Source organism: Dyella sp. (assembly GCF_035508675.1).
Taxonomy (GTDB): Bacteria; Pseudomonadota; Gammaproteobacteria; order Xanthomonadales; family Rhodanobacteraceae; genus Dyella_B.
The window spans coordinates 1-8,139 of sequence record NZ_DATJMN010000375.1 but is presented as its reverse complement, the minus strand read 5'-3'; the positions used below and the strand labels follow the sequence as shown (position 1 = coordinate 8,139).

General features: G+C 64.2%; 7 protein-coding genes. 2 read left to right on the top strand and 5 right to left on the bottom strand.

Going from position 1 to position 8,139, the window contains the following annotated elements; genetic code table 11:
* The coding region (locus VMA74_RS20130) for an alkaline phosphatase family protein (RefSeq protein ID WP_325370253.1) at positions 1–1,254 on the top strand (1,254 nt) is incomplete at its 5' end.
* A gap of 116 nt (positions 1,255–1,370) precedes the next feature.
* Here the strand turns inward: VMA74_RS20130 and cydC are convergent.
* The 5 genes from cydC to VMA74_RS20105 form a co-directional block, all read right to left on the bottom strand.
* Entirely contained in the window at positions 1,371–3,137 is a 1,767-nt protein-coding gene (gene cydC / locus VMA74_RS20125; protein ID WP_325370251.1) for a thiol reductant ABC exporter subunit CydC, read from the bottom strand.
* Complete coding sequence (gene cydD, locus VMA74_RS20120) at positions 3,134–4,873, bottom strand: thiol reductant ABC exporter subunit CydD (protein ID WP_325370249.1); 1,740 nt, start codon at positions 4,871–4,873, stop codon at positions 3,134–3,136. Before cydD ends, cydC begins: the two co-directional genes overlap by 4 nt.
* Before the next feature lie 69 nt (positions 4,874–4,942).
* Positions 4,943–5,155 (bottom strand): hypothetical protein, encoded by a 213-nt coding sequence (locus tag VMA74_RS20115; RefSeq protein ID WP_325370247.1) that lies wholly within the window; start codon positions 5,153–5,155, stop codon positions 4,943–4,945.
* A 9-nt stretch (positions 5,156–5,164) separates the two neighbouring features.
* Positions 5,165–6,298: a cytochrome d ubiquinol oxidase subunit II gene (cydB, locus tag VMA74_RS20110; RefSeq protein ID WP_325370245.1), complete on the bottom strand. Its 1,134-nt coding sequence runs from the start codon at positions 6,296–6,298 to the stop codon at positions 5,165–5,167.
* Between the two features lie 3 nt (positions 6,299–6,301).
* Positions 6,302–7,882, bottom strand: coding sequence for a cytochrome ubiquinol oxidase subunit I (locus VMA74_RS20105; RefSeq protein WP_325370243.1), 1,581 nt, complete (start codon positions 7,880–7,882; stop codon positions 6,302–6,304).
* Between the two features lie 73 nt (positions 7,883–7,955).
* Here VMA74_RS20105 and VMA74_RS20100 point away from each other — a divergent pair.
* On the top strand, positions 7,956–8,139 hold a 184-nt coding region (locus VMA74_RS20100; RefSeq protein ID WP_325370241.1), incomplete at its 3' end, for a hypothetical protein.

Sequence of the window (8,139 nt, the reverse complement as noted above, 5' to 3'; positions counted from 1 at the left end):
GCCATCGCGCAGGGCGGAACCCTGTTCGACGTCTTCCGCCAGGACGTGCAGGCGGGCAAGCTGCCACAGGTGTCCTGGATCGTCGCGCCCGAGGCCTACACCGAGCATCCCAACTGGCCGGCCAACTACGGCGCCTGGTACGTGTCGCAGGTGCTGGATGCGCTGACCAGCAATCCGGATGTCTTCAGCAAGACTGCTTTGTTCATCACCTACGATGAAAACGACGGCTTTTTCGATCACATGATCCCGCCGTGCGTGCCGCCCTCTGATGCGCAAGGGCAGTCCACGGTATCCACGGGCAATGAAATCTTTGCCGGCAACGTCTACTATCCCGCCGGCCCGTATGGCCTTGGACCACGCGTGCCGATGATCGTGGTGTCGCCATGGAGCAAAGGTGGCTGGGTGTGCTCGGAGGTGTTCGACCATACTTCGATCCTCCGTTTTATCGAGCAGCGCTTTGGCGTGCAGGCGCCCAACATCACCCCGTGGCGCCGGGCGGTGTGCGGCGATCTCACCTCGGCGTTCGACTTTGCCAAACCTGACGGCGCGCAACCGGCATTGCCGAACACGAACGCCTACGCGCCGCCCGATGATCTGCGCCATCCCGATTACTCACCGATGCCGCCCGCCAACCAGGCGCTGCCCACGCAGGAACCAGGGATAAAGCCAGCCCGCGCGCTGCCCTATGACCTGCAGGCGATCGGCCGCGGCGATGGCGGGCAGTTCCGCATCGAGTTCCAGAACGAGGGGCGTTTGGGCGCCTGCTTCCACGTGCGTTCCGGTGGGGCAGCCAGTGGTCCGTGGTATTACACAGTAGAGGCTGGAAAGTCGCTTTCCGCGAGCTGGCCGATGCAGGGTGCCTACGCATGGCACGTATATGGGCCGAATGGTTTCGTGCGCAGCTTCAAGGGCGATAGCGTATCGCGCAAGACCATCCTGCAAGTTGCCAGCCGCTACCAGCGCGAAGCGGGCGGCGTGGCGCTCACGCTCGCCAACGAAGGGCACGAGTTCTGCAACATCACGGTTGAGAACCTCTACAACGGCGAGTCGATGACCTACCTGCTCAAACCCGGCGAGCACACTGAGAAACATTGGTTTCTGGGTGACAGCTATGGCTGGTACGACTTGATCGTGCGCGCCGACGCAGAAGCCGGTTTCGTGCAGCGCCTTGCAGGCCACGTGGACATGGGCGGCCCGAGCGTGACCGATCCGGCGATAGGCCAGGCGCGCTGGCGGGACTATGACACGCTTTGATGGACATGCAGTTTTAGTGCCATTGCACTCGATCGAAGTGGGCATCTGGACCATTGCGACAAACGGTTCCCTCCCCTACTTCGCAGGGGAGGGAGCGAATCTCCGCGCCATTGACCTTAGTGCAGTAGCGCCTCGCCCTGTGCGTTCCGCTCATACAGCCGCCGGGACTGATAGGCATCCACGGACAAACGCTCGACGATGCGTCCTTCGCGCATCACCGCAACCTCATCGACGAGCGTGGCAAGCTTTCCCAACCGGTGCGTGATGACCAGCAGGCTGCGCCCCTTTGCAGCAGCGGCAAGGCTGTCGTAGAGCTCGCTTGCGGTAAGCGCGTCGAGTCCTTCGGTGGGCTCGTCGAACACCATCACCGGTGCATCCATCAGCAGCGCGCGGGCGATAGCGATGCGCCTGGCCTCCCCGCCGGAAACGCGGATGCCGTTTTCGCCCACCCATGTATCCAGGCCATGCGGCAGCTTGGATACATAGACGTCCAAACGAGCCTGTGCGATGACCTCATGAAGCATGTCGTCCGTTGCATCGGGACGTCCCAGCCGCAGGTTTTCGCGCAGGCTTGCATCGAACAGATAGGGCTGTTGCTCGACCACTGCGATGCGGGCGCGCACATCGTCGCCCTGCCAGCATTCGAGCGGTTTGCCGCCGAACGTGATATGGCCCTCCTGGTAGGGGTACAAGCGCAACACCGCGCCCAGCACACTGCTTTTGCCGGCACCGGACGGACCGATCACCGCCAGCCGGCTGCCTTGCGGCACGTCGAGATCCACGCCGTCCAACGCCCACGGCGCGCTTTCGTCATAGCGAAGACGGACTTGGCGAAGGACCAGGTCGCACCGCTCCGCCGACGGCGAGGGCTGCGTTGGTTCGATGATGGCCGGTGGCGTATCTACCAGCGCAAAGACGCGCCGCGCACTGGCCAGCGTCGCGCCCCATTGCGCCCATGCCTCGGGTAGCGGAACGATGGCTTCGAACACGGCTTGCGCCAGTAAGGCCAGCATCACCAGCACCGGGGCGGCAAGTACGCCGGCATGCAATGCAGCAAGGCCACATGCAAGCGCACTGACCAAGGCGAGCTGAGCACAGAGCATCACGCCGGCGCCGCTTGCCGCTTGCAAGGTATCCACCTTCCGTCGTGCCTGCTGTTGCTGCAGCGTCAGCTGCCTCACGCGATCGGCGTGGCGCGATTGTGCGCCGTACAGCACCAGCTCGGCGCGGCCACGCACGCCATCGGCGGCGATGTCGCGCAGTGCTTCCGTATAGGCCACGGTCTCGGCACTCGCCGCCTTGCCATGTCGCCACGTCCACCACGGCAGCCCCAGTCCGCCGATCAGCAGCAACAGGCATAGGCACGCGCCAAGCCATGGCAGATACCAGAACGCGACCAGCAAGACACTCAGGCTGACCACCACGGCCGTCACCAGCGGCACGGCGACGCTCAGATAGGCATGTTCCAGCGCGTCGACGTCGGCGCGCAGGCGGGAGAACAATTCGGCGCTGCGCAGTACACCGAGTCGCGCCGGTGCCAGCGGTGCCAGTCTTGCGAACAAGCTGGTGCGCAGGCGCGCGAGCTGCCGCAGCGTCGCATCGTGCGTGATGAGCCGCTCCAGGTAACGGCCCAAGGTGCGCATGATGGCCAGCAGGCGGATCAAGGCGGCGGGCGTGTAGTAGTTGATGGCCACGCTGCTTGCACCGGCCAGCGCCATGGCCGTGATGAAGTGGCCGGCGACTGCGATCAAGGCGATGCCGGCCAGCGTGCTCACGGTGGCGACCGCTGCACCAGCGGTCATCCATCCGCGTTCCTCGCGCAGCAGGTCGAGCAGGCGGCGCGCGATCGCCTTGGCCGGCATGGACGGATCGAGGTGGCTCATGCGGCACGATCTGCGGCAAGCAAACGCGCAAAGGCGCCGTGCGCATGGCGCAAGGTGTGCGCCGTCCCGGCTTCCACGATGCGGCCATCCGCCATCACCGCAACTTGCTCATCCGCCGCGATCGCGTCCAGCCGATGGGCGATGCGGACGACGGTGCGCCCGCGGCGCAGCCTGGCGAGCGATGCGTCGATTCGGGCCGCCGTGGCCGCATCAAGATGCTGGGTGGGTTCGTCCAGCAGCAGTAACGGTGCATCGCGCAGCCATGCGCGCGCCAATGACAGGCGTTGCCGCTCGCCACCGGAGAGTCCGCGTCCCTGTTCGCCGAGCGGTGTATCGAGTCCTTGCGGCAACCGGGCTATCACGTCCGTCAGCGCAGCGGCGTGCATGGCGCGTTCCAGTTGCAGCGCATCGGCGGTGGGGGCCGCGAGCAGCAGATTGTCGCGCAAGGTTCCATGAAAGACATGCGTGCGCTGAGGTACCCACGCGATGTGCCGTCGCCATGCGTCCTGATCCAGATCGGCAAGGTCCACGCCATTGATCAGGATGCGGCCGCTGCGCGGTGCGGCGAAACCCATCAGCAGGGAAAGCAGCGTGCTTTTGCCGCTGCCGGTTTCGCCGACCAGAGTGAGGCAGGTCCCGGCTTCCACCGAAAGATCGATGCCGTGCAACACGTCGCGATCATCCTGATAGCCGAAGCGCACCTGTTCGAATGCTATGGCGATCTGCTGCGATAGGAACGCCAGCTGTTTGTTCTGCGAGGTTCCGGCGGCGCGGCTTGCATGCGTTTCCAGCAATGCCGCCAGATCCTCGGCCGCCGCCGCCGCTTCCATCTTGCGATGCCGCTGCATGCCCAGCGCGCGCAACGGCAGAAAGAATTCGGGCGCCAGCAGCAGCACGAACAGGCCGGGTTCGAAACCAAGCTTGCCCCACAGCAGGCGGAAGCCCACTAATACAGCCAACACGGCGATGCTGACGGTGGCGAAAAACTCCAGCACCAGCGCAGAAAGAAAGGCGATACGCAGCACCGCCATGGTTTCCTTTCGATACGCTTCCCCGGTCGCGGCAAGAAAAGCCTGCTCGCGGTTCACGGCACGGAACAAGCGCAGGGTGGTGAGTCCGGCCAACGCATCCATGAAGTGCGCGCCCATGCGGCGCAACTGCTTCCAGCGACGCTGGCTGGCCTGTTCGGCAGCACGGCCAGCCAGCAGCATGAAAACTGGTATCAGCGGCGCGGTCGCCGCCAGCACCAAGGCCGACCAGGGATCGGCCACCAGGGCACAGGCCAGAATGATGCTCGGTACGATGCCCGCAAAGGCAAGTTGCGGCAGATAACCTGAGTAATAGGGAATCAGTGCGTCGATGCCGTCGACGAAACGCGTGACGACGTCGCCGCTCGATTGCTGCGTCGCCCACGCCGGACCCAGCACGCGCGTGCATTCCTCCAACGCCTGCCGCAGTTGCATGCTGACCTGCGCGCCCGCTTCGAATGTCGCACGCCGCTGCCGGATCGTCAGCGCACAGCGCGATATGGCAACCGGCGGCAGCAGTGCCAGCAGTGGCCAGAGCGTTGCCAGCGAACCGGATGCAAAAATCGCCTGCGTCAAGCTATGCGCGATCAGCCACGCACCCAGGCACATCAATGCCGCCTGCAGCGCACCGGCAACGATGCCACCGGCCAGCAGGCGGCGCATCGGGCGCGCCTGTTGTCGCAACCATTGGCTAGCGCTGAGCGTCATCGCAGTTTTCCATAATGCGGGGCCGGCATGGCGCCGGCCCCGCATCAACGTCACAAACGGACCTGGTTTTCATGCGCCCGGCGCGGGGCCTTTCGACGTCCGGGCGCGATGTTCGTCCTGCGCGTCAAGCATGGCGCCACCAGTTGCGGCGATCAACACGATCATCACCGTGCCGACCAGCCAGGCGAAATACCAGGCACCGGTATCGCCAAGGATGACGGCCATGACGATGACCAGCACCGCGATGACCATGAAGAGCGTAAACAGCAGAAAGGTTTTCATGGCAGCTCCTCAGTAGGCGTGCTCGTCGTTGACGATGCGGTCGGCCTTGACCTTGCCGCGCATCACATAGAACGCCCAACTGGTGTACCAGAGGACCAAGGGCACGAACACCAGGGCGAAGCCAAGCATCCAGGCGAGCGTGAGCCGGCTGGAACTGGCATTCCAGATGGTGAGGCTTTGATCCGGCGTGCTGCTGGATGGCAGCAGGAACGGAAACAGCGCCGTGCCGGCGGTGCCGATCACCCCAAGCCAGGCCAGCGCACCCAGCCACCAGGCCAGATGCGAGCGGCGCGCGCCCGCGGCGAGCAAACCCAGCAACATGCCGGCGAAGCCAAGCAGTGGCACCACCCATAGCAGCGGATGCGCGTTGAAGTTGGCAAACCACGCACCGCCGGTGCGCGTCACGGTCTGTTGCAGCGGCGTTTGCGGCACGCCCGCGCCTGGGCCGTGGGCGATGGCATAACCGCTCATGCCGTGCACCCACACGCCGCCGATCGCAAACAGCACGATCGCTGCGACGGCCGACAGGCGGGCCAGGTGGCGGGCCCGCTCATACATCGCGTCCTCGGCGCCGTTCATGACGGTGGCCGACCCCATGTAGACAGAAAGCGACAGCGAAAGCAGGCCGCACAGGATCGCGAACGGATTGAGCAGCGCCAGGAACGAACCGGTGTAGTGCGAGGTGAGGTTCCACTCGAACTGGAACGGCACGCCGCGGAACAGATTGCCGAATGCCGCGCCGAACACCACCATCGGCACGAAGCCGCTGATGAACAAGGCCCAATCCCACACATTGCGCCAGCTTGCCGCGGGCAGCTTGCTGCGGTATTCGAAACCCAGCGGGCGCATGATCATGCTCCACAACAGCAGGAGCATCACCACGTAGAAGCCCGAGAACGCGGTGGCGTAGATCAGCGGAAACGCCGCAAACACCGCGCCGCCGCCGAGGATGAACCATACCTGGTTGCCATCCCAATGCGGCCCGACGATGTTCAACGCCACGCGGCGTTCCACGTCGTTGCGGCCGACGTAGCGAAGAATGGTGCCCACGCCCATGTCCATGCCGACCATCGTGGCCAGGCCGATGAGCAACACGCCGAGCAGCAGCCACCAGATGCCTTGAAGTACTGCGTACGTTTCCATCGATCAGCCCTCCGCGTAGCCGGCCACGCGTGCGGCCTGTGATGGGTGAGGTGAATGCGCGTCGGGCGCGTCGCCGGGTCCGAGCCGGATGGCGCGCACCATCAGGTACATCTCCACGATGATGAAAAGGGTATACAGCGCGACGAACCCGACGATCGAAAAGATCATGTAGCCCACGCTATGGGTGGAGGCAGACATCCAGGTCGGCAGCACGCCGAACACCGTCCACGGCTGGCGCCCGAGTTCGGCCACCAGCCAACCCATTTCGCAGGCGAGGAACGGCACCGGGATCATCCATACCGCGACGAGCAGGAACCAGCGCTTGTGTTCGACCACATTACGCATGGTGTAGATCACGGCGAGCACAAAGTAGGCCAGCATCGCCAGGCCCATGGCGACCATCAGGCGGAACGACCAGAACACCGGCGCGACCTGCGGTATCGAGTCGCGCGCGGCGGTGGCGATCTGCTGATCGGTCGCGGTGGTGACGTCCGGCGCATAGCGTTGCACCAGGAAACCGTAGCCGAGATCTTTTTCGTGGGCGTGGAACTGGGCCAGCGCAGTGGCGTCGTTGGGTTCGGCGGAGAGCGTCTTGAGTGCGGATACCGCAGGAATGCCGTCGCGGATACGTTGGTTGGCGTCCTGCTCCAGTTCCGCCACGCCGGGCACACTGCCGGTCAGCGAATGCGTCACCAGCAGCGATAGGGCGTAGGGAATCTGGATGTCGCCATAGTTGGTCTGGTACCTCTGCGACGGGAAGGCGATCAGGTTGAACGGCATCGGCGCCGCTTCGGTTTTCCACAAGCCTTCCATCGCGGCCAGCTTGGTCGGCTGGGCTTGCGCGCCGACGAAACCCAGCGCGTCACCCAGGGTGATCACGCCGGCTGTGGCCAGCACGCCGAACAGCACCGCCATGCGAAACGAACGGCGCGCCAGGTCGACATGGCGCTTCTTCAGCAGATACCAGGCGCTGACACCGGCCACGAACACGGCCGCCGTGACATAGCCCGCGATGCTGGTATGCACGAATTTCGCCTGCGCATCGTGGCTGAAAATGAGCTCCGACAGGCTGGAAAGCTCCATGCGCATGGTGGTCGGGTTGAAGTGGGCGCCTTCGGGCATCTGCATGAAGCTGTTGGCGATCAGGATCCACAGCGCCGACAGGTTCGAACCCAGCGCCACCAGATAGGTCACCGCCAGATGCTGGCCCGGACGCAGGCGATCCCAGCCGAATGCCATCAAGCCGACGAAGGTGGATTCGAGGAAGAATGCCATCAGGCCTTCGATCGCCAGCGGTGCGCCGAAGATGTCGCCTACGAAACCCGAGTAGAACGACCAATTGGTGCCGAACTCGAACTCCATGGTGAGGCCGGTGGCCACGCCCAGGGCAAAATTGATCAGGAACAGCTTGCCCCAGAACTGGGTGATGCGTTTGTAGATCTCCCTGCCGGTGGTGACGTAAACCGTTTCCATGGCGGCCAGCAGGAACGACAGGCCCAGTGTCAGCGGAACGAACAGATAGTGGTACAGCGCAGTCAGCGCGAATTGCAGTCGCGACAGATCGACAACGTGGATGTCGTGCATGGTGGTAGCGTCCTTTGAAGGAGGGACAGGGGCCCGACGCCAGCGCATTGTTCGCATAACGATGCACTTCCACTTGACGACGATCAAGTTGCCGGCACATTTCCCCTTCCCGCGCGTGCCGGCACACCGCCCGCGCACGCCATCTGCGGCGCAAGGTCGCACCCGGAACGCCGGGGATACCGCGGTTGATCCAGATCAATTGCGCGTGCGAAACGCTTCGGACAATCGGCGCAGACATCCCAACCAGGAAAGCCACC